Source organism: Halocynthiibacter namhaensis, from assembly GCF_000812685.1.
Classification (GTDB): domain Bacteria; phylum Pseudomonadota; class Alphaproteobacteria; order Rhodobacterales; family Rhodobacteraceae; genus Halocynthiibacter; species Halocynthiibacter namhaensis.
The window spans coordinates 475,891-495,563 of the sequence record NZ_JWIF01000056.1 but is presented as its reverse complement, the minus strand read 5'-3'; the positions used below and the strand labels follow the sequence as shown (position 1 = coordinate 495,563).

Annotated in this window: 20 protein-coding genes; 7 read left to right on the top strand and 13 right to left on the bottom strand. The window is 53.9% G+C overall.

All coding sequences use genetic code 11. The features are described from left to right. Positions 1–19 precede the first annotated feature (19 nt). Positions 20–535 carry a hypothetical protein gene (locus RJ38_RS10410; RefSeq protein WP_039018737.1) on the bottom strand — a complete coding sequence of 172 codons (516 nt, stop codon included), beginning with the start codon at positions 533–535 and terminating at the stop codon, positions 20–22. Next, a complete protein-coding gene (locus RJ38_RS10405) occupies positions 532–1,266 on the bottom strand; it encodes a 16S rRNA (uracil(1498)-N(3))-methyltransferase (protein ID WP_039018926.1) in 735 nt (244 codons plus the stop codon). Before RJ38_RS10405 ends, RJ38_RS10410 begins: the two co-directional genes overlap by 4 nt. A 12-nt stretch (positions 1,267–1,278) precedes the next feature. On the opposite strand from RJ38_RS10405, the gene ubiA reads away from it, so the two are divergent. The 5 genes from ubiA to RJ38_RS10380 all read left to right on the top strand — a co-directional run bounded on the left by ubiA (position 1,279) and on the right by RJ38_RS10380 (position 6,851). Continuing rightward, positions 1,279–2,253 carry a 4-hydroxybenzoate octaprenyltransferase gene (gene ubiA / locus RJ38_RS10400; protein WP_082005702.1) on the top strand — a complete coding sequence of 325 codons (975 nt, stop codon included), beginning with the start codon at positions 1,279–1,281 and terminating at the stop codon, positions 2,251–2,253. A 32-nt stretch (positions 2,254–2,285) separates the two neighbouring features. Continuing rightward, the gene (locus tag RJ38_RS10395) at positions 2,286–4,190 is read left to right on the top strand and encodes an OmpA family protein (protein WP_238321675.1); all 1,905 of its coding nucleotides are present in this window, start codon (positions 2,286–2,288) and stop codon (positions 4,188–4,190) included. Further along, positions 4,183–4,512 (top strand): hypothetical protein, encoded by a 330-nt coding sequence (locus tag RJ38_RS10390; RefSeq protein WP_039018735.1) that lies wholly within the window; start codon positions 4,183–4,185, stop codon positions 4,510–4,512. Before RJ38_RS10395 ends, RJ38_RS10390 begins: the two co-directional genes overlap by 8 nt. A 160-nt stretch (positions 4,513–4,672) precedes the next feature. Continuing rightward, positions 4,673–6,370 (top strand): linalool dehydratase/isomerase domain-containing protein, encoded by a 1,698-nt coding sequence (locus tag RJ38_RS18170; protein ID WP_238321682.1) that lies wholly within the window; start codon positions 4,673–4,675, stop codon positions 6,368–6,370. A gap of 112 nt (positions 6,371–6,482) precedes the next feature. Further along, positions 6,483–6,851, top strand: a complete 369-nt coding sequence (locus RJ38_RS10380) for a diacylglycerol kinase family protein (protein WP_039018734.1) — start codon at positions 6,483–6,485, stop codon at positions 6,849–6,851. Here RJ38_RS10380 and RJ38_RS10375 read toward each other — a convergent pair. From RJ38_RS10375 to RJ38_RS10330, 9 genes are all read right to left on the bottom strand, one after another. Continuing rightward, positions 6,839–7,294, bottom strand: a complete 456-nt coding sequence (locus RJ38_RS10375; protein WP_039018733.1) for a molybdenum cofactor biosynthesis protein MoaE — start codon at positions 7,292–7,294, stop codon at positions 6,839–6,841. The two genes, RJ38_RS10380 and RJ38_RS10375, sit on opposite strands and share 13 nt — an antisense overlap. Before the next feature lies 1 nt (position 7,295). Further along, the gene (gene moaD / locus RJ38_RS10370; RefSeq protein WP_039018923.1) at positions 7,296–7,547 is read right to left on the bottom strand and encodes a molybdopterin converting factor subunit 1; all 252 of its coding nucleotides are present in this window, start codon (positions 7,545–7,547) and stop codon (positions 7,296–7,298) included. Beyond that, positions 7,537–8,211: a CDP-diacylglycerol--glycerol-3-phosphate 3-phosphatidyltransferase gene (pgsA, locus tag RJ38_RS10365; RefSeq protein ID WP_039018732.1), complete on the bottom strand. Its 675-nt coding sequence runs from the start codon at positions 8,209–8,211 to the stop codon at positions 7,537–7,539. The genes moaD and pgsA overlap by 11 nt, the downstream gene beginning before the upstream one ends. A gap of 97 nt (positions 8,212–8,308) precedes the next feature. Further along, positions 8,309–10,219 (bottom strand): excinuclease ABC subunit UvrC, encoded by a 1,911-nt coding sequence (gene uvrC, locus RJ38_RS10360; protein ID WP_039018731.1) that lies wholly within the window; start codon positions 10,217–10,219, stop codon positions 8,309–8,311. A gap of 344 nt (positions 10,220–10,563) precedes the next feature. Next, on the bottom strand, positions 10,564–11,532 hold the full coding sequence (locus tag RJ38_RS10355; RefSeq protein ID WP_039018730.1) for a calcium/sodium antiporter: 969 nt from the start codon (positions 11,530–11,532) through the stop codon (positions 10,564–10,566). A 174-nt stretch (positions 11,533–11,706) separates the two neighbouring features. After that, positions 11,707–12,501, bottom strand: a complete 795-nt coding sequence (locus RJ38_RS10345; RefSeq protein WP_039018922.1) for a S49 family peptidase — start codon at positions 12,499–12,501, stop codon at positions 11,707–11,709. A 94-nt stretch (positions 12,502–12,595) separates the two neighbouring features. Then, positions 12,596–13,222, bottom strand: coding sequence for a nucleotidyltransferase family protein (locus tag RJ38_RS10340; RefSeq protein WP_052245319.1), 627 nt, complete (start codon positions 13,220–13,222; stop codon positions 12,596–12,598). After that, on the bottom strand, positions 13,219–14,238 hold the full coding sequence (locus tag RJ38_RS10335; RefSeq protein ID WP_039018728.1) for a molybdopterin-binding protein: 1,020 nt from the start codon (positions 14,236–14,238) through the stop codon (positions 13,219–13,221). Before RJ38_RS10335 ends, RJ38_RS10340 begins: the two co-directional genes overlap by 4 nt. Positions 14,239–14,249: 11 nt before the next feature. Continuing rightward, complete coding sequence (locus RJ38_RS10330; protein WP_039018727.1) at positions 14,250–14,804, bottom strand: PAS and helix-turn-helix domain-containing protein; 555 nt, start codon at positions 14,802–14,804, stop codon at positions 14,250–14,252. Between the two features lie 98 nt (positions 14,805–14,902). Between RJ38_RS10330 and RJ38_RS10325 the strand changes: the two genes are divergently transcribed. After that, positions 14,903–16,213 carry an acetylornithine deacetylase/succinyl-diaminopimelate desuccinylase family protein gene (locus RJ38_RS10325; RefSeq protein WP_039018726.1) on the top strand — a complete coding sequence of 437 codons (1,311 nt, stop codon included), beginning with the start codon at positions 14,903–14,905 and terminating at the stop codon, positions 16,211–16,213. Between the two features lie 15 nt (positions 16,214–16,228). Here RJ38_RS10325 and panC read toward each other — a convergent pair whose 3' ends face one another. Together panC and panB are read right to left on the bottom strand one after the other, a co-directional pair. Then, positions 16,229–17,095 carry a pantoate--beta-alanine ligase gene (gene panC, locus RJ38_RS10320; protein WP_039018920.1) on the bottom strand — a complete coding sequence of 289 codons (867 nt, stop codon included), beginning with the start codon at positions 17,093–17,095 and terminating at the stop codon, positions 16,229–16,231. Positions 17,096–17,100: 5 nt separating this feature from the next. Beyond that, a complete protein-coding gene (panB, locus tag RJ38_RS10315) occupies positions 17,101–17,931 on the bottom strand; it encodes a 3-methyl-2-oxobutanoate hydroxymethyltransferase (RefSeq protein WP_039018725.1) in 831 nt (276 codons plus the stop codon). Between the two features lie 259 nt (positions 17,932–18,190). On the opposite strand from panB, the gene RJ38_RS10310 reads away from it, so the two are divergent. Next, complete coding sequence (locus tag RJ38_RS10310; protein WP_420319418.1) at positions 18,191–19,636, top strand: ABC transporter substrate-binding protein; 1,446 nt, start codon at positions 18,191–18,193, stop codon at positions 19,634–19,636. The last annotated feature ends 37 nt before the right edge of the window (positions 19,637–19,673 follow it).

Genomic DNA, 19,673 nt, shown 5'->3' with positions numbered 1-19,673 from the left:
ACGATGAAATTACCAGTGTTCAATCGCGTTTTTGCCATATCAGAAAGCGATCACAGATGGTTGATGACGACGCTTTAATGACGTTTTCGTAGTCCGCATCGGGAAAACCGGCCAGTAAATCAACGATAGACGCGCCTTTTGCGGCCGAACCCCCAACTTCATGGCAGCTGCCATCCACCAACGTGAAATACCAAAATAGATCTTCCGCAACAGGCCCTTGGTCATTGGTTTCAATTTCGACCTTTACCACGTCATCAAGTGAAAACCGTGTGCCGCCATCCGCCGTAAGCCAACTGAATTCACGTTCAACCACTTCCACAACACCCGCGCCACCTTCGCGCCGAACGATCCGGGCCAATTTGATTTGGAACCATAGAAAATACCCGCTGGCCACACTGCCGATCCCGCCGACCATCATCCAAACGACGTTCCCTGAGAACAGCAAACGCAGGAAAAACATCAAAAGCAAACCAAGCATCGCCGGCGCCAACCACCGTATCAAAAGCGACGCGACTTCGGGCCGGATGAAGCTCATCCCCAATCGCCCAATTGCGTTTGCCATAGGGTTAATGCGGCAATCGCGGCCGTGTCCGCGCGTAAAATGCGGGGGCCAAGGGAAATCGCATGTGTGTTTGGATGGGCGCGCAGTAGGTCGCGCTCCGCCTCAGAAAACCCACCTTCGGGGCCGATCAGAACGGCCCAAGATGCATCTTTGTCCACGGGAAGATCTTTCAAAGATGTCGCCTCGCCAACCTTGCTTTCATCACAAAACAAGATCTGACGTTCAGCCGGCCAATTGGCCAGAACATCCGATAGTTTTTCCATCATCTCGATACCCGGCACATAGGTGCCGCCGCATTGCTCAGCTGCTTCGACCGCTTGCAAATCCATTTTATCCCAACGGATGCGGTCAAAGTGTGTGTAATCGGTCATCACCGGGACAATTTCACGCACGCCCATCTCAGTGGCTTTTTCCACGATAAACGCGGTGCGGTCCTTTTTCACTGGCGCAAACATCAGCCACAGGTCTGGCGGTAAAAGCAATGGCTTCACCTGATCTTGGCAAACCAAAATACCGTTTTTCTTATTCGCCACCACAATATCCGCCAAATATTCGCCGTCACGACTGTTGATCAGCGACACCTGTGTGCCCGCTTCCAACCGCATTACGGCAAAAAGATAGTTTGATTGCTCTCGCGTCAGCGCAATGGATTGCCCCGAGGCCAGATCATGGTCTACATAAAGTCTGATTTTTGAACCTGTCATAAGGCGGAACATATGTCCGGGAACGACGGAATGCCAGAGGGCACAGAGACTGAAGGTCAAGTTGCCGACGCTTACACCGGAAATTGGGTTGATTCCTATGCCCCCGCATGGACGCGACCCTATCTTCGTTTGTCACGCGCAGACCGCCCCATTGGCACCTGGCTTTTGCTGTTGCCCTGCTGGTGGGGTTTGACCTTGGCAGGTGCCATGGATGGGTTTGTCCTGTTTGATCTTTGGATCGCTATTGGTTGCGGCATTGGTGCGTTCTTCATGCGCGGCGCGGGCTGCACCTGGAATGACATCACGGATCGCAATTACGACGGCAAAGTGGAACGCACGAAATCACGCCCGATCCCTTCAGGCCAAGTCAGTGTGAAACAGGCCCTTGTTTGGATGTTTTTGCAGATGGTGATCGGGGGATTGGTTCTGATCACCTTCAACGTCACTACGATTATTCTTGCGATTTCATCCCTTGTGCTGGTCGCGATTTATCCCTTCGCAAAACGTTTCACCTGGTGGCCGCAAATGTTCCTTGGGCTTGCATTCAACTGGGGTGTGCTTGTCGCCTGGACCGCACATCGCGGCACGCTTGAAGCACCTGCCATCCTGCTTTACATCGCGGGCATCATCTGGACCCTATTTTACGACACGATCTATGCCCATCAGGACAAAGAAGACGACGCAATGATCGGCGTTAAGTCCACTGCGCGCCTGTTCGGCGAAAACACCGCCAGTTGGTTGCGCAGGTTCTTGATGCTATCGGTCACCATAATGGCGCTTGCAGTGATTGGCGCCTTGCTGCCCAAGGGGAATATTTTATCGTTGGTCATCGCCTTGGGCGGACCATGGGCGTTCGGAATGCACCTGATGACACAAATTCGTCGCCTCAATATCAACGATCCAGACGCGTGTCTTAACCTTTTCCGCGAAAACCGGAACACAGGCGTCATCCCTGCGCTGTTTTTCGCCGTTTCAGCCATGCTTTGATTGAACCCAAGGCCGCGCAGGCGTAAGCAGAGATGAAGCAAGAGAGAGATCGGATGCAGCTTAAGTCCATCGTAGCCATTTTTTCCATTTTTACCGGCGCCGCCGCAGTGTCATTGTTGGCTGCAAATCTGTCCGTTGATCGCATTGAACGCAGCTCCGAAGAAGGGGTGCGCAGCGCCTTATTGCTGCAAGGCGAAGATTGGGCCCAAGTCGAAGCGGAAGGTTTACACCTGCGCCTAACCGGCATTGCCCCCCGCGAATCTGCACGCTTTCACGCGCTAACCATTGCTGGTGAAGTCGTGGATTCATATCGCATCCGCGATGATATGCAGGTTGAGGCAAGTGCGGCGTTTATCCCCCCTGATTTCTCGATTGAAATCTTGCGCAACGATGATCAGGTGTCCTTGATCGGCCTCATTCCGACATCAACCGACCGCAGCCAGATCGCAGACACCATCGCCGATCTCACCGGTGACACAAGCGTCTCTGACATGCTGGAAGCGGCTGATTATGACGCCCCCCAAGGCTGGAACATCGCGATGGCCTATGCCGTAAATGCGCTGGCCACTCTGCCGCACAGCAAAATTTCCGTACATCCTGGCCGCGTGATCATCGAGGCCAATAGCGCCAGTACAGACGACCGCAGTCGGCTAAAACGCGAACTGGCGCGCACGGCACCAGACGGGCTGGACGTACAACTTGATATCTCTGCCCCGCGTGCCGTTGTTTCCCCATTTACCTTGCGGTTTTTGCGTGAAGACGGGGAAGGTCGTTTTGACGCCTGCTTCACGGACACCGACGACAGCCGGATCGAAATTCTTCTTGCCGCTGAACAGGCTGGGCATAACGGGCCTGCCAATTGCTCAATCGCGCTTGGCAACCCATCGCCCAAATGGGGCGAAGCGGTTAGCTTGGCTTTGAAAGCATTGGCCAAAATTGGCGATGGATCGGTCACCTTCTCTGATGCAGATATCACCCTTATTGCCGCAGAAGGCAGCGACGCGGATATATTCGAAACCGCCACCGCTGAACTGGAAGCCGACCTGCCCGATGTGTTTTCCTTGCACAGCGTTTTCCCGGTTATCGCAACAGAAACTGAACAGCAGCCACCAGAATTTACAGTCACATTAAGCCCTGAAGGCCAGGTCCAAATGCGTGGACGAATGACGGATGAGCGCACAAAAACTGCCGTCGAAAGCTATGCAGCTGCCCGCTTTGGGGAAGAACAAGTTTACGCTGCAACCCGCCTTGATTCCGAACTGCCCGAAGGTTGGCCCATTCGCGTATTGTCTGGCATCGAAGCTCTGGCTATTCTCGAAAGCGGATCGGTCTTAATCGAAGAAAACCACGTCTCTATCCGCGGAAAAACAGGCAACCCGGACGCCAACGCTGACATTGCACGCGTGTTGTCAGAAAAGCTTGGCACATCAGAAGATTTCGCAATTGAAGTCGAATATATCGAGGCCCTTGATCCCAATTCAGACCTGCCAACACCAGAAGAATGTGTCAGCAACATTAATGCCATATTGGGGGCGACAAAACTTGCTTTCTCACCTGGATCCGCAAATATTGCAGCCGGAAGTGGCGATACTTTGCGGACAATTGCAGAGATCGTGAACACCTGTTCTCACGTAAAAATGGAGATCTCGGGTCATACAGACAGCCAAGGTCGCGAAGCGATGAACTTACAGCTTAGCCAATCGCGCGCGGATGCTGTTTTGAACGCATTGATGGCACGCCGCATTCTGACAGCGGGCCTAACCGCCAAAGGCTACGGCGAGGAAAACCCGATCGCCAGCAACGACACTGACGCAGGGCGTGAAGCCAACCGACGCATCGAATTTATCCTGATTGAAGAACTTCCCGTGGAAGACACAGCCGAAGGTGAAACACCTACGGACCCACCGGCAGAGAACACCGAGGAAAGCAATGAATAACCGTACCGAACTGATCCTTATCATCGCAGTGATCCTCTTTGTGACCTTCCTATTGGGCTGGTTCGCACATTGGTTGGTCAACAAATTCACACGCGTATCCCAAGGCGATTTGGGCGAACTCGATCAAATGGCCCAATCTCTACACGACGCAGAAGAGACCCGCGATCAGGCCATCACATGGGCCCATCAGCGCGAAGCCGAAGTCACAAGCCAATTGTCCCAAACCGAGGCTGAATTGGCGGCAGCAATGGACGGTCTAAGGGCCGCACGCCAGGAAGCCGAAGAATTGCGCAGTTGGATCGAACGCCAGAATCAAGGTTGATATGAACGGGCCAGTCACCAGAAAAAAGCAGACCCGTTTTCTGTTTGGCCTGTTTTGCGTTTTTCTAATTTCGGTGGCGGTACTCACTTTTTCCACCTCAGCGTTTTGGAAGGCGTTCGGGTCTGGGCTGGGCTTTCCCGGGGCTGGTTTTTTGTTATCTGTGTTTGATGACGGCGGGTTACGGTGTTTCGGTCTTCCAGCATGGATGGGTCATCTCGCCGCCTTCCTTGTGACACTCGCGATCTTCGGTGCATCAATCGTGTTCTGGTTCGGTGCTGGGAATATCATTCTTCCACCTTTTATCTGGGTGGCCTCAGCGTATATTTCCGCATGGCTTAGCCCCACAGCATACTTGGATTTGGGCCCAATTCAGACGTTCTCCGGCCCGATTTTATTGATCGGCTTTGCGTTGCTTCCAATCTGCAAACGTTCCGTCAATTCGCCAATGTCACCACCACCGGCCTTTACCTCCCCCAAAGAAAATCCACACGAACCACTGACCGATGAAACGCTTGCCCTGACCCGGTTCGCATTGGATCGCGCATTGCAACCCGTCGAAAAATTTGATGGCTTTCAGTTTGTTGACCAGTTTCAAACCGCCGCCACCCGCTATCAGATTGCGCAAACAGGCTATGCGTTATCACTGCTGAACGCGCGCCTTCCTGCCTTTCGAGGGTACCTACGCTCAGCTCAGGAAAACTTAATCCTAAAACAAACAGATCCACGCATTTGGCGATACTGGCAATTCGAAAATGCTTGGGGAAATTTTGACCTGAACTCAGACCCAATCGCGCGTGACAATATCATGTATACGGGGTTCCTTGCGGCCCAGATTGCGATGTTTCAGGCCGCGACAGGTGACATGCAATTCAGCACGGAACACGCCCTAATATTAGACAACGGAAAACGGCGGTTCACCTATGATCACCCGAGCTTGATCAACGCCCTGTATCGAGGGTGGAACCAGTCAGAATTCACCCTTATGCCATGCGAGCCCAACTGGATATACCCGTTGTGTAATGCCATCGGCGCAAGCGCCGCGATTGCACATGACCGCAAAAATGGAACCTCAGCTTGGGCGGAAATTCAAGGATCCTTTCGCGCCTCTATTGATCATGAATTCACAGCAGCCGATGGGCGTATCCTTCCGTTCCGCTCTTCTCGTGCAGGCATCCCATCACCCCATGTCGGTGGTGCGGTTGCCGAAGCCTATCCGTCTCTGTGGTGGAACACATCTTTCCCCGATATCGCGCAACAGCAATGGGCAATCGCCAGACACAAATCCATTGAAGGCGGTCAGCTTAGACTGTCTCATTTCTGGAAAATCGACACGGGCGACTATCGTTTTTCGCGCGCTGCAAGTCTTTCGGGCTTTGCCGCGGCCGCCGCAGAGATGGGGGATCGCGAAGCGTGTGAACTCGCACTCCAAATGCTTGAAAATGAGTGCCCATCCACGCTCAACGGGGCCACATTGATGCGCAAACAGGCCTCGGTTTTTGCACATATGACGGAATTGATCGCCCGCCTAAATCAAGGGAATGCCCTACGGCACCTCATGCTTCATCCCCTTGCCGCCCACAGACAACTGACCTTGGAAACCAGCGAATATGCACACCTAAATGTCAGCAAGGCAGAACACGCCGATGGGTATCTTCAGGTGTGTCTACACCCTGTCGCACCTTGGAAGGGCGATCTACCCGTCAACATCGGAAATGCGCAACCCCATGCGGCCATCACCTGGCTTGGGGACAGCTCTGGCACGTCAACAGCAGATCACGCTGGCATGGCCCACATCCCATTATCGCCAAGCTTAGCAACGAAAGCGTCTATCACACTCAGGATTAAGGAAACCCCATGACCTGTTGTATTTTTCTCGCCGCATTTCTCGGTGGCCTTCCCGGTGTAATACGATATCGAAGCCGCAAATCGGCGCTGGCAATTTCTTGGACTTTGCAGAAAAAGGTAAATGCATGACACTCATCACCCAGTTCATCCTTAGTCGCCTGCGCAGCATTCGGTTTGCGCTAGATGGGTTGTGTTTCATGCTGAGAACCCAGCACAACGCACGGGTACATTTGGCCTTAGCCGTGATCACCGTTATTCTGGGCCTGGCCAGCGGCATCGCGCGCGGCGACTGGCTATGGATTTTCCTGATGATCGGATTGGTCTGGTTCGCAGAGGCAATGAACACTGCTTTTGAGCACCTATGCGATGTCGTTTCGCCTCAATTTTCCGAAGACGTACAGCGCGCAAAAGATGTGGCCGCTGGCGCAGTTTTTATCTGCGCGTGCCTTGCTGTCATCACCGGTCTGATGATTTTTCTACCTTATTGGATGTGATCCCAGCGACTTAACGCATCTTCATCCTCGGGTTTGCTTTCAACCCAAGATGTGTTGTCTGCTGTGATTTCACGCTTCCAGAATGGGGCGCGGGATTTCAGAAAATCCATCAAAAATTCCGCGGCTTCAAACGCATCTTTACGATGCTTGGAAGCGGTTGCAACCATCATAATCTGATCGCCGGGACGCATCGCACCAAAACGGTGAATGATCAGACTGCCTGACAATTCCCACTGTTTTGACGCATCTTGAGCAATTTTTGCAAGCGCCCGTTCCGTCATGCCGGGGTAATGTTCGATCTCCATTACATCCAGCGGGGTTCCGGGCAAATCGCGCACGAGCCCTGTGAACGTCACAATCGCGCCCGCACCGTCCTGCGCATCGGAAAAAGCTTGGGCCTCGGTGCCGAAATGAAACGGCTCTTCTTGAACGCGGATGTCCATGTCAGCCGCCTGTCATGGGTGGGAAAAACGCAACTTCGCGCGCGCCCTTCAGCGACGCGGTGAAGTCTGTCAATTCTTGATCTATGGCCACGCGTAAGGATGACATGTCAGCAAATGCCAGGGCATATCGTTCGTCTTTAGCCACCAGTTCAGCGACGAGATCCGCGACTGTTTCAACGTTGGTTTCAACAACTTCCCGTGGTTCGCCAACGCGTTCCCGCAGCCATGCAAAATATAGAATATCAAGCGTCATCATCGTTTTCTTTCAAAAAAGGACGTGCCTTTGCGAAGTAATCCCAGCCGGTGATTAAGGTCAGTAAACCCGCGCCCCACAGCAATGCGACGCCCGCATGCCAAGTGACAAATTCGCCCCAATAAGCACGGACGATGTTGAAATCATCTTCGATTTCGCCTGCAAAAATCTGATCAACAAGTGCCGCATCCATACCAGCCACGCCAGACACAAGAGAATGTTCAAACATACCGCTTGCGAACAACACTGCAATCGCCACCATCTGCACCGTGGTCTTCCATTTCGCCAGCTTTGTAACCTTCAAAAGCCCCGCTTTGGCACCCAAAAACTCGCGCAAACCCGACACAAAGACTTCGCGAAAAATGATGATAGTCGCGGGCAGCAAGATCAAAGGGTTCATCCCGGAAAACCCTGTGATCACCAAAAGTGCGATCACCACCATCGCCTTATCCGCGATCGGATCAAGCATCGCGCCGAACTTGGTTTCCTGCGCCCAAGCGCGCGCCAGATAGCCATCGACGAAATCGGTGATCGCAGCCGCTGAGAACAGCAAAAGCGCGAACCAATCCGCCCAAGGGCGGTTAAAGTACAAAAACATCACGGCAACCCCAGGGGCTGCAAAGAGACGCATAACGGTCAAAATATTTGGTATGTTCCAGATCATAGGGTCTTTGTACTCGCTTCATAAACCGGGGGAAAGGTCACAATAATACGCAGTCCCCGCAGACTTCCGTCGTAGCATAACAGGGTTAACGCGCGGGTCAGCCTTTTTCGTGGAAATGCCCATAAATCACCTCGGCCAAAGCGCTGGAAATGCCATCCACCGCTTTCAGATCCTCAAGCCCGGCTCTGCTGACTGCCTTCGCAGATCCAAAATGGGCCAGCAATGCACGTTTTCGTGTGGCTCCGACGCCTGCGACTTCATCCAATGGGGTGGCACCGATGGCTTTTGATCGTTTTGCACGGTGGGTGCCGATGGCAAAACGGTGAACTTCATCGCGCATCCGTTGAATGAAATATAAAACAGGATCATTGCGCTGCAGGGCAAAGGGCCGCTTTCCCGTGCGGTAAAATTCTTCCTTGCCGTGATCCCGGTCAAGGCCCTTAGCCACCCCCACCATCGCAATATCTTCCACGCCATATTCGCGCATGATCTCACGTACTGCTGACACCTGACCAGCCCCGCCATCAATCAACAGCAGATCCGGCCAAGCCTCAGTTTCGCGATTTGGGTCTTCCTTTTGCAAGCGCTTAAAGCGTCGTGTCATGACCTCTTTCATCATGCCAAAGTCATCGCCTGGTGTCAGGTCTTCGCCCTTGATGTTGAACTTGCGATACTGGCTTTTCACATAGCCTTCAGGCCCCGCAACGATCATCGCACCAACCGCATGCGCGCCCTGGATATGCGAGTTATCGTAGGCCTCAATGCGTTTGGGGGGCGCTTTCAAATCAAAGGCTTGTGCCACACCGCGCAACAATTTCGCTTGGGTCGCGGTTTCGGCCATTTTACGCGCGAGACTTTCGCGCGCATTGCGCATGGCATTGTCGACCAGATCCGCGCGTTCCCCCCGCTGCGGCACGGAAATCTCGACTTTTCGGCTGGCTTTCTGCGTCAGCGCCTCAGCTACCAGATCGGGGTCATCCACTGCGTTCGAAATCAACACCAACCGTGGAGGTTCGCGATTGTCGTAAAATTGCGTCACAAAAGCTTGCAGCACTTCGCTTGGATCCGCACCCTCATTGCCTTCACCACCTTGACCCGTGCGCGGATAGAAATCCTTATTGCCCCAGTTCTGATTGGCGCGAATGAAGAACACCTGAACACAGGCCTGGCCGCCTTCCATATGAAGGGCGATGATATCGGCTTCTGCCACGTTTTGCGGATTGATCCCCTGTGCTTGCTGCACCTGTGTCAACGCGTTGATCCGATCCCGAAAGGCGGCTGCGCGTTCAAATTCCATGGCGTCACTGGCGGTCTGCATTTCCTTCGCCAAATTGGCCTGAATACCACTGGTACGCCCCCGCAGAAAATCCCGCGCATCCGCAACACTGGCTGCGTAATCCTGTTCAGTCACCTTACCAGTGCACGGGCCGCTACACCGCTTAATCTGGTATTGCAGGCAAGGTCGCGTGCGACTGTTAAACATGCTGTCGGAACAATCGCGTAACATGAAAACACGTTGTAATTGGTTCAGGGTTCGGTTCACCGCCTGCCCGGACGCGAACGGCCCAAAATAGTCACCCTTGGCCTTGCGCGACCCACGGTGTTTCTTGATCTGCGGATAATCGTGATGCCCGGTCAGCATGATCATCGGAAAGCTTTTATCATCACGCAGAAGCACGTTGAAATGCGGCTTTAACTGCTTGATGAGGTTCTGCTCCAACAACAGCGCCTCGGTCTCGGTGCGGGTTGTTAAAAACATCATCCGCCGGGTCTGGGAAATCATACGCAGAATACGAGGCGTATGGCCGTTGGGGTTGGCATAATTGGACACGCGTTTCTTTAGGCTGCGTGCCTTGCCCACATATAGAATTTTCCCCTGCTCATCCAACATACGATATACGCCAGGCGAGTTATCCAACGTCTTTAAATAGCTATGAACACAGGCATGGCCGACAAGGGCGGTTCCGGTCTCATCGACGGGGAAATCTGTATTTTCAGGCTCTGTCATTGGGCTTTTCGTGATTCTCTATTGGCTGCAATCTTATCAACCCTGTGACAAGAAGAAACATATCAACCGTTTCTGTGGATAACTACGTGGGTAACTTTCTTAGGGCAGGGCCCCAGCGAAGAAAATAACGGCTTTCACCAAGTTGCCTGTTTTTTAGGCACTTTTGCAAGGTATTGATTTTAAATGGAATTTTAACAACGCCCAGCAACCCCCTGATAACATTAGTATTTTAGTTACACTTTTGTAACGGCTTTGCGAGCAAGTGCACAAGTTCTCAAAATACCTCCGTGCAATGCCTAAGTTTACAAAGGATTTTGCCCAAGATTGGGAACAAACGCGGCGACTCAGATCAGGATAGAACCGATATAGGCCGCATATAACCCACATAGGACAAAGCCCCAGCCCCGCGTGATATTCCATCGCAAAAAGACGAAAGGCGCGAGGATCAAAGATGCCCCCAACATCACCCAAAGGTCGAACCGTAGGAATTGCTGATCGACCGGGATATCTCCAATGATAGAAGCCACACCGATGATCGCCAGCAAGTTAAACATGTTAGAGCCTATGACATTGCCCAGCGCCACATCTGCTTGACGACGCAATGCAGCCATCACGGTTGTCGCAAGTTCAGGCAAGGATGTTCCAACAGCGACCAACGTCAGGCCGATCACCGCTTCACTGATACCAAATGTCCGCGCGATATTCACAGCCCCATCAACCAGTAAACTTGCGCCAAGGGGAAGCCCAATCAGGCCCAACATCAAGTAAAGGCCAATCTTCCATCCCTGCATATCCGCGTCAGCGCCCTCGACGTCTTCAACATCCGCATCAGAGCAACAGGGCATACAACTTTGCCCAGATTTACGATGACGCAGAACCTCGCGTGCCTGATCAGTTAGGACATATGCCAAAACAATCAACAGGCCGACACCATGCACCCAAGTCAACGGGCCAGCAAAACTGGCGCCAATGAAGATGAACGTCGCAAGGATCATGTAGATGTATGTTTTACGAATATTACATTCGCTGGACTTCAGCCCTGTCATGATCGCAGGCACACCTAGAACCAGCAAGATATTGGCCGTATTTGACCCCACAACATTGCCCATCGCAATGCCCGGCGCTTGATCGGCAATCGCCTCAATCGCAATCAAAAGTTCAGGTGCTGAGGTTCCGAAGGCCACAATCGTCAAGCTGACAATCAACGCGGGAATACCCAAACGCAGTGACAGGTTTACAGCACCTTTTACAAGTACATCACCCGCCAATAGCAAGATAATCAGGCCAAGCCCCGCATAGATCCAATCCATCAGTCGTCAGCCCTTTGTCTTTTCACATGCACATGGTCCACGACCAATGCGAAAGCGCCCGCAACGCGGACATTTCTGTTTCTCGATTGCCGCCTGCCCTGGAAAACGCAGCTTGCCAAACATGGCCAGCACCATCATTCCCACCAGAAATAAGACAACAACCTTAACAATCATTCATCACAGCCCATAGCGCGTGAATTCAACACGTTCCTCGACCGCACCGATCATTCCGTCGGCAGCACTGGCACCAAAACGGCTTAAAAGCCCACGTTTTGCACCATAGTTTCGGAAGTTACATTTTTCGCCAAACCGCTCTTTCATAACGGTTTTCATATGTCCAAGGCCGTCGGCAAGCCCGGCTTCAACAGCCTTGGCACCAACCCGGACCTCGCCGTTAAACAAGTCTTGGGCTTCGTCCAATTTTCCGGAACGGCGCACCTTCACATGATCAATAAAAACCTCGTGAATTTGCTCCAAAATGCCCTTCAAACGATCTACATCTTCGGGGTTCTCAGCTTTAAACGGATCCAACATCGATTTCGATGTACCCGCCGTGTAAACACGACGGTTAACACCATGACGCTGAATGAAATCTTCCAGTCCAAATCCGGCAGAGATCACACCAATTGATCCCAACACCGAACTTTGGTCGGCATAGATCTCGTCCGCAGCTGCGGCCAACCAATATCCGCCGGATGCAGCGACATCTTCCACAAAAGCGAAAACCGGAATACCTTTTTCATCGGACAAACGACGAATACGCGCCCCAATCAACGAGGACTGCACAGGCGATCCCCCAGGCGAATTGATCACCAATGCCACAGCAGCAGGCTTGCCTTTGGTGAACGCGCGTTCAAGCACAGGGCCGATCTTTTCATCAGACAAGCCCCGGCCACCCGCTGCGATCACACCAGACAGGCGCACCACGGCAACGGTTTTCTCAGTTTTTAAAAAAGGGATCCAGCGTTTCATTCCTTCCATGTAGGCTGGGCCGCGCTTCGGAACAAGGTTCTTTGCCATTCGTCTGCGTCAATATGTGGCGGCTTCGCCACGCCAAGCCATAATTTCACGATGAACCATTTGGTTTCGCCATCCAGCCTTCCCAAGCTTCGGGGGTGTCAAGATCCACCACAGCACCCTCGCCAAATGTTGTGACATACTCTATACACCGTTGTTCTTGCTTCAAAATATCCCGCGCACCCTGATCACCCTTGGCCTGGCATAACCTTTCGAACCATCCGCTCCCAAACAGCACAGGATGCCCAACCTGCCCCGCATCCGTGACGGCACGTAAGATCTGATAGTTTTTTTCACCCCGCGCCGTGGCATTGAAGCGTTCCATCAACCTGCGATAGTGCTCCGCCCCTATGTCGGGCATATCCGCAAGCGTAACAATCACCGCCGCCGCATCATCTGGCAACCCAGAGACACCCGCCCGCAACGAAGCCCCCATTCCCTCTGCACACTCTTCGCAGACGGTTATCGATACGTTCATATCCGCCAAACAGTCTGCCCGAGGGCCATCCCGCGACGGCAAAACCACATGCACCCCATCGGCTCCGCTTTGAACAGCGCGGCACACGGAACGCTCCAACAACGAGACGCCCTGGATTTCACGCAACAGCTTGTCCTCGCCGCGCATCCGACGTGACGCGCCTGCTGCCAACATCAACACATAAATGCCGCGCGTCACTTTGACGAACTCGGGTTTGTCCGACGACGCGGCTCTCCGCGTTCTGGCACGTCCTTTAACAATCCCCCAACGCCCATGGCTGCAAGATCCACGTCGTCAATAGAGATATCGGCTGCGATCCGTTCCAGGATCCAATCCGCACCGTTTAGTGCCAAAGATCGCGCACACCCCGGCAAGCCAATTACCGGACGCCCGTCCAATTCCCCAAGAAACAACAGGTTCCCAGGATCTACGGGCAGCCCAAATCGCGTCACCCGCCCCCCACAGCGCGCCACCCCAGAGGGTGCGACATCCGCCCGATCCGACGTGGCAGAGCCCGTCAATATCAAGATGACATCCGTGGTCTTATCCCCGCTCAAACCGCTTAAAGCGCGCGCCAATGGGCCTTCCCGATGATCCACCGTTTCGACCGAAACCAATGTGCCGCCAAGCCGTTCAACCCGACGACGTGTCGCGGCCTCTGCCTTCGTCAACAGGCTGTCTTTCATGCCTTCAACCTGCGTTAGAACCAGGCCCCAGCGCAAAGCCCGAAAGGGGGATAACGATAATAAAGGCGGGGTTGCTTGTTCGATCTCAGAAATAGTTTTTCCTGCAACGAAATACGGGATCATTTTCGCGGTCGCCACCAATGTGCCCGCCGAAACACGGCTAAAAGGTTGCAACGTTGCCAATGTCACAGCCTCATCCACTAAATTTAACGCCGTCACACCTGACGTGTCCACGCGCAAGACACCGTCCGCCGTTGCCACCAGGTTCACGCGGCCATGTATCGGGGCCAAGTTTTTAAGCCCGGCGCCAGAAATCGCCTGCGCCACACGCGCCGCAGCTTGATCTTCACCAACATCACCATCATCCGGTTGCGCAACCGGCAGCTCTGTCACGCCAGCGTCAGACAGGGCCACGATGTCTTGATTTCGCAAAACCGATCCTTTTTTCAACAGCCCCCCTGAGACCTTCAAGCCGTGCCCCAAAATCGCGCCCTCTGCTTCAGCAACAGGAATATTTCCAAATTTCATGAACGCCCCCTCTAGAAATCGCCACTTGCTAAACGAGACAGCAGTTCCGTTACATTTCTGACCTGAAGTTTTTTCAACAAACGCGCCCTTACATCCTCTATTGTGCGCGGTGACAGCCCCAACACCAAGGCAATTTCCTTGCTGGTCTTGCCCTGACTTAAAAACACGACGACCTCTCGTTCACGCGGGGTTAAACGCACGCCTGAAGATACATCCGAGATCGCCGCATAGGTCATCACAACACGCGCCAACGGATCAGCCGGGGTCAGTGTACGGGCGCGAAAACGACACCACGTCGCCACCCCGCCTTGCTTCGCCAACAAGCGTTCATCTGAATAGGTTTCACCACGTTGCAAAGCTGCCATGCCGATGTCGCGAAAGTCATCAAACTCGCGTGGACTGTCATAAAGCTCACGAAACGACAGACCCTGCAATGCGTCCTTACGACGTCCAGTCAGTCCGGCGAACACATCATTCACGACGCGAATTACGCGCTGTTCCGTCAGTACAATTCCAATCGGAGCCATGTCGAACGCCACAGAATTTAGATCCGCAAACTCAACCATTTCACCCTCATTTGATTGCGCCGTATTGATACGGTATTGATACCGTATCACTTCTGCGGCAGCCTGCAAGTCCCAACCGCTACGACAGGACCGATCCCTTGACCACAGCTCTTTCCCCAGACACATCCGCCCAGCTTTCTCGGGAAATCGAACGTCGTCGTGAGGAACTCATCGCACTCACCCAAGACCTGATCCGCATCCCAACGCTCAATCCCCCCGGCGAGAATTACCTGCTGATCTGCGAATATCTCGAGACCCGCCTCAAACGCCAAGGCTTCCACGTTGAGATGATCCGCGCCCATGGCACCCCAGGCGACAGCGACAAATATCCGCGCTGGAATATGGTTGCCCGGTATGAAGGGAAATATCCTGGGGAATGCGTACATTTCAACAGTCACACTGACGTGGTTGAAGTCGGAAAGGGTTGGACATTTGATCCGTTCGGCGCGGAACTGCATGACGGAAAAATCTATGGGCGTGGCGCATGTGACATGAAAGGCGGGCTTGCCTGTTCCATCATCGCAGCCGAAGCTTTCATTTCGGTTTTCCCGGACTTCGCCGGCGCGATTGAAATCTCAGGCACCGCCGATGAAGAAAGCGGTGGTTTTGGTGGCGTGGCTTATTTGGCTGAAAAAGGCTTCTTCAGCCCACAACGCGTCCAGCACGTCATCATCCCCGAGCCCTTGCAAAAAGACCGTATTTGCCTGGGCCATCGCGGCGTTTGGTGGGCGGAAATCGAAACCCACGGTGAAATCGCGCATGGTTCCATGCCCTTCCTTGGCGACTGCGCAGTACGCCATATGGGCGCCGTGGTGAATGAAATGGAACAAAGCCTATTTCCCGCCCTCGCCCAAAAACGCACGGATATGCCCGTGGTTCCTGTCGGGGCACGCCAGTCGACCATGAACATCAACTCTATTCACGGCGGCCAAGTCGAACAGGATGCCGATTTCACGGGCCTCCCCAGCCCCTGCGTGCCCGACAGCTGCAAAATGATCGTAGATCGCCGTTTTCTGATTGAAGAAGACATCAATGATGTTCAGCGTGAAATCACCGATGTTTTGGACAAGGTCCAAGGTGAACGTGACAACTTCAGCTATGACATTCGTGAGATGCACCGCGTCTTGCCGACCATGACCGAGAAATCCGCACCTGTCGTTGCAACCGTCGCGCGTGCGATTTCAGATGTGATGGGCAAGGACGCGGAATATGTTGTCTCGCCCGGCACCTATGACCAGAAACATATCGACCGGATCGGCAAGCTGAAAAACTGCATTGCATACGGCCCGGGCATTCTGGAACTCGCCCATAAACCGGATGAATATATCGGCGTCGATGACATGGTCGAAAGTGCGCGCGTCATGGCGCAATCGCTGGCGGAACTTCTGCCAAGACCTGACGCCGGTTAACCTATGCGCGCCCGATCACCCTTGCACCGGCACCTCTATATTGTCGATCAACCGCACCCCCGCCATCCAGGCGGCGGCAAACAAACGTGCGGGGCGCGTCGCGGTATCAAGCAGGGTGAAATCATCGCGGGCACGCATTTCAAAATATTCAACCTCAGTGAAATCCGCAGCCTGCAACCGCGCCATCGCGCGGGCCTGCAAGGTCGCAAAATCCGCGCCCATCGCCAGGGCACCTACCGTGTCGGTCATCACCTCATGCAGGGTCGCAGCTTTCAACGCCGCACGATCAGACAGCAACAGATTGCGCGACGACATGGCAAGACCCGTCTCTTCACGGATGGTCGGGCAACCCACAACATCGATATCAATATCCAGGTCACGCGCCATGCGAGTCACGATCATCAGCTGCTGAAAATCTTTCTCCCCGAAGAACGCCTGATCCGCTTTGGTTTGCAAAAACAGTTTCGCAACCACCGTGGCAACCCCATCAAAGTGACCCGGACGATGCGCGCCTTCCATCACATCGGTAAGCCCACCGACGGACACATTCGTCGTGAAATCAGTGGGATACATCTGTTCCCCACCGGGAACCCAGATCAAATCGGCACCAATGGGCGCCAGCTTGCCCGCATCTTCAACTTCGGTTCGGGGATAATTGGCAAGGTCTTCGGGGTTGTTGAACTGTTTTGGGTTCACAAAGATCGTCACGATCACCCGGTCACACCTGTTCCGCGCCGCCTGCGCCAGCGACAGATGTCCATCGTGCAGCGCACCCATGGTTGGCACAACGCCAATGGTTTCGCCTGCACGTTTCCAAGCACGGGTGATCTCGCGCAGCTCAGCCAGCGTTCGGATGATTTGGGGAGGGGGCGTTGATGTCATATCCGTCATTTCTTTCCAGGGGCTTGATCAGCGAAGATATGTTCTTGTGCCGGGAAATCACGGGCGCGAACTTCACGCGCGTATTGCGCGATTGCGGCTTCACCCGAGACGCCCAAGTCAGCATACCGCTTCACAAATTTCGCCTTAAACGCCGTGAACAGACCCAGCATGTCATCCACCACCAGGATCTGTCCGTCACAGCCGGAAGATGCGCCAATGCCAATCGTCGGGATCGCGATCTCTGCGGTGATTTGATCCGCGAGACTGGCCGGAATTTTCTCCAACACAACCGCAAAAGCACCTGCATTAGACACTGCTTTGGCATCCGCCATCAAAAGGTCAGCTCCCGCATCGCGCCCCTGCACTTTATATCCACCCAGCGTATTCACCGACTGCGGCGTCAACCCGATATGCGCCATGACTGGAATGCCGCGTGCGACCAGAAACGCAATCGTTTCCGCCATATGCGCCCCGCCTTCCAGCTTGACCGCGCCCGCGCCCGTTTCGCCCATCAAACGGGCGGCATTGCGAAATGCTTGCTGCGGGCTTTCTTCATAACTGCCGAACGGCATGTCGATCACCATCATCGCGGATTGCAGCCCACGCGCCACGGCTTGGCCATGCATAATCATCATGTCCATCGTCACACCCAGCGTCGAGGGCAAGCCGTGCAGCACCATACCAACGCTGTCACCGACCAAAACGAAATCGCAATGGGCATCCATCATCTGCGCCATCGGCGTGGTATAAGCCGTGAGGCTGACCAAAGGGTCGCCCCCTTTTCGCGCCCGAATATCATCAGGAAGCGGGGCGGTTTTTTGGGCGGTTGCACTCATGGACGTCTCCTGGGTTTCGCTGCGTTGCAGAAACCATATAACATCGCCAATACAGTATTTCTACGGTATCGCGAAAATAAGACGTCGGGGAATACATCAAAGACCGGGACAAGGCTTGAAACCTTGGAGAAACGGATGAACACTAAATTCAGATGTGGCGGTCGATTGACCAGCCCCACCCCAAAACGCGCAGGGGATATGGCGCGGCACAATAAGGGAGAAGAACATGTCACTTCGTAAACTCACCACGGCCGTTTCAATGGCTGCGCTGATCACCGGCACAGCCCATGCGGCGCAGACCGATATCACCGTTGGCTTGCAACTTGAGCCACCACATTTGGACCCGACCAGCGCCGCCGCTGGTGCCATCGATCAAGTGGTCTATTCCAATATTTTTGAAGGCCTTACCCGGTTTGGCTCTGACGGTTCCGTAAACCCTGGCCTTGCCAGTTCTTGGGACATTTCGGAAGATGGTCTGACCTGGACGTTCCATCTGGTTGAAGGCGTTAAATTCCACGACGGCACTGATTTTGAAGCAACTGACGTGGTGTTTAGCCTTGATCGCGCCCGCGCTGAAGACAGTGTAAACGCGCAAAAAGCCCTGTTTGAAGGCATCGAGTCCGTCGACGCCGTCGACGCACATACCGTCAAGATCACCCTATCTGCGCCCAATGGGAACTTCCTGTTCAACCTCGCTTGGGGTGATGCCGTGATCGTTGCACCTGAAAGCATTGAAACCATTACAACAAAACCTGTTGGAACAGGTGCTTTCACCTTCGCAAACTGGGTACAGGGCGATGCGATCACCATCACACGCAATGCCGATTATTGGGGGGATGCCCCCGCCCTTGAAAGCGCGACATTTAAGTTCATTTCTGAACCTTCCGCCGCCTTCAACGCGGTCATGGCCGAAGATGTAGACGCGTTCTCAGGCTTTCCAGCGCCTGAAAACCTTGCGCTGTTTGAAGCTGATCCGCGCTTTCAGGTTCTCGTCGGCTCGACCGAGGGTGAAACGATCTTATCGACCAACAACAAGATGCCGCCCTTTGACAATGTGAAGGTACGCGAAGCCCTGGCCCACGCGATTGACCGCCAAGCGATCATCGATGGCGCAATGTTCGGGTTTGGCACACCGATTGGCACGCATTTTGCCCCCCACAACCCGGATTACGTCGATCTTACGGGTGGCTCAGAATATGACCCAGACAAGGCACGTGCTTTGCTGGCCGAAGCTGGCTTTGCGGATGGGTTTACCACCACATTGAAACTGCCACCCCCGTCTTACGCACGACGTGGCGGCGAGATTATCGCAGCACAGTTGCGTGACGTTGGTATTGAAACTGAGATCACAAACCTTGAGTGGGCCCAATGGCTTGAAGAGGTTTTCCGCGGCAAAGATTTCGGCCTGACCATCGTCAGTCATACGGAACCTTTCGACATCGGCATCTATGCGCGCCCGGAATATTACTTCCAATATGACAATGCGGACTTCCAAGCATTGATGGACGATCTGACGGCTGAAACCGATCCTGCAAAACGCAGCGAAATGGTCGCGACCGCACAGAAAACCATCTCGGGTGATTATGTGAATGGCTATCTGTTCCAGTTGGCGTCCCTGTCCGTCGCGAATGCGAAAATACAGGGGCTCTGGGCCAATGCACCGACCCAAGCAACTGATCTGACCGGCGTAAGCTGGACTGACTGAGACCAACCCTGACCTCCCCCGGCGGCACATGTTGCCG

What these genes read in the sequence shown, in the direction of transcription:
- RJ38_RS10410 (WP_039018737.1), bottom strand. Translation starts at nt 535, where the DNA reads ATGAGCTTCATCCGGCCCGAAGTCGCGTCGCTTTTGATACGGTGGTTG.
- RJ38_RS10405 (WP_039018926.1), bottom strand. Translation starts at nt 1,266, where the DNA reads ATGACAGGTTCAAAAATCAGACTTTATGTAGACCATGATCTGGCCTCG.
- ubiA (WP_082005702.1), top strand. Translation starts at nt 1,279, where the DNA reads ATGTCCGGGAACGACGGAATGCCAGAGGGCACAGAGACTGAAGGTCAA.
- RJ38_RS10395 (WP_238321675.1), top strand. Translation starts at nt 2,286, where the DNA reads ATGAAGCAAGAGAGAGATCGGATGCAGCTTAAGTCCATCGTAGCCATT.
- RJ38_RS10390 (WP_039018735.1), top strand. Translation starts at nt 4,183, where the DNA reads ATGAATAACCGTACCGAACTGATCCTTATCATCGCAGTGATCCTCTTT.
- RJ38_RS10380 (WP_039018734.1), top strand. Translation starts at nt 6,483, where the DNA reads ATGACACTCATCACCCAGTTCATCCTTAGTCGCCTGCGCAGCATTCGG.
- RJ38_RS10375 (WP_039018733.1), bottom strand. Translation starts at nt 7,294, where the DNA reads ATGGACATCCGCGTTCAAGAAGAGCCGTTTCATTTCGGCACCGAGGCC.
- moaD (WP_039018923.1), bottom strand. Translation starts at nt 7,547, where the DNA reads ATGACGCTTGATATTCTATATTTTGCATGGCTGCGGGAACGCGTTGGC.
- pgsA (WP_039018732.1), bottom strand. Translation starts at nt 8,211, where the DNA reads ATGATCTGGAACATACCAAATATTTTGACCGTTATGCGTCTCTTTGCA.
- uvrC (WP_039018731.1), bottom strand. Translation starts at nt 10,219, where the DNA reads ATGACAGAGCCTGAAAATACAGATTTCCCCGTCGATGAGACCGGAACC.
- RJ38_RS10345 (WP_039018922.1), bottom strand. Translation starts at nt 12,501, where the DNA reads ATGAAACGCTGGATCCCTTTTTTAAAAACTGAGAAAACCGTTGCCGTG.
- RJ38_RS10335 (WP_039018728.1), bottom strand. Translation starts at nt 14,238, where the DNA reads ATGAAATTTGGAAATATTCCTGTTGCTGAAGCAGAGGGCGCGATTTTG.
- RJ38_RS10330 (WP_039018727.1), bottom strand. Translation starts at nt 14,804, where the DNA reads ATGGTTGAGTTTGCGGATCTAAATTCTGTGGCGTTCGACATGGCTCCG.
- panC (WP_039018920.1), bottom strand. Translation starts at nt 17,095, where the DNA reads ATGACATCAACGCCCCCTCCCCAAATCATCCGAACGCTGGCTGAGCTG.
- panB (WP_039018725.1), bottom strand. Translation starts at nt 17,931, where the DNA reads ATGAGTGCAACCGCCCAAAAAACCGCCCCGCTTCCTGATGATATTCGG.
- RJ38_RS10310 (WP_420319418.1), top strand. Translation starts at nt 18,191, where the DNA reads ATGGCTGCGCTGATCACCGGCACAGCCCATGCGGCGCAGACCGATATC.